The organism is Streptomyces murinus (assembly GCF_002154555.1).
Taxonomy (GTDB): domain Bacteria; phylum Actinomycetota; class Actinomycetes; order Streptomycetales; family Streptomycetaceae; genus Streptomyces; species Streptomyces murinus.
In genome coordinates this window covers 1-902 of sequence record NZ_MUNF01000111.1, presented here as the reverse complement: position 1 = coordinate 902, position 902 = coordinate 1, and the positions used below count along the sequence as shown (strand labels likewise).

2 protein-coding genes are annotated in these 902 nt (G+C 71.9%); one reads left to right on the top strand and one right to left on the bottom strand.

Annotation, left to right across the window (positions count from 1 at the left end):
- Nucleotides 1-183, bottom strand: a 183-nt coding sequence (locus CCN72_RS38575; protein ID WP_143664063.1) for a hypothetical protein, incomplete at its 3' end; no start/stop codon positions are given.
- 327 nt (nucleotides 184-510) lie between these two features.
- Here CCN72_RS38575 and CCN72_RS41375 point away from each other — a divergent pair.
- Entirely contained in the window at nucleotides 511-645 is a 135-nt protein-coding gene (locus tag CCN72_RS41375) for a hypothetical protein (protein ID WP_279630225.1), read from the top strand.
- Nucleotides 646-902: the final 257 nt, after the last annotated feature.

Here is a 902-nt window from a genome sequence, read left to right as displayed (position 1 = left end):
CTGACCGCGGCCCTGGCCGCCCCCGCCGTCCTCGGCGCGGCGCCCGCCCAGGCCGACGAGAGGAGAGGCGAAGGAGACCTCTCGCGTGACATGCTTGCCGCCCTCACCGCCGAACTCGGCGGCGACCGGCACACGGCCAAGGCTCTCGTCCCGCTCCTCCAGGACGTCGGCTTCGACTGGCACCCGGAGACCGCCCCCCCTGAAGAAGTTCGACTTCGTCGTCGCCTACGGCTTCGGCAACCGGCCTCCGGCGGGCGGCGGCGATCCCGCCAAGGTGCTCTTCGAGCCCGGCCCGGTGAACGAGGCGCTCGCCGACACCGTCGCCCGCGTCCGGTCCCGTATCGACGTACCCGTGTACGCGCAGTGGGAGATCGCCCGCTTCCTGGACTCCAAGTACGGCATGCGTGACGTCACGTCGATCGAGCCGGTGATCGCGGCGGACGGCACGATCACGTACCTGAGCACCGACGGGGTCGCCGCCCNNCGGCGTACGCGCCCGCGGGGATCACCGTGCCCGGCACCTACGACCCCGAGTCCGGCCAGGCCTGGACCCGCAGGCGTGACCTCTACCTGGTCCACGACATGGTGGCCCAGTTGACGGTTCTGCGGACCAAGCTGATCGCACAGGCATATCCGAACGGCTGACACACCGGACCCGTGTCTGGGCTCTGGGCTTCTGGCTTGATTCAACCTGTGTGGGCGGGGTGCGGGGTGCGTGTTCTTCTGGCCTGCTGGCCGCCCGGGGCCCGGCCGGGTGGCTTTGGCGCTCGGCCGGGGCACCCGGAGCCCCCACCGGCGACAGCGCCACCGCCGACCAGGGAACCCGAACGCCGCCCAAATTCCACGACACGTGCGGCACGAGCGGATGTCCGCCGGCCCCGCGCCCGTCGGTCAGCAGGATG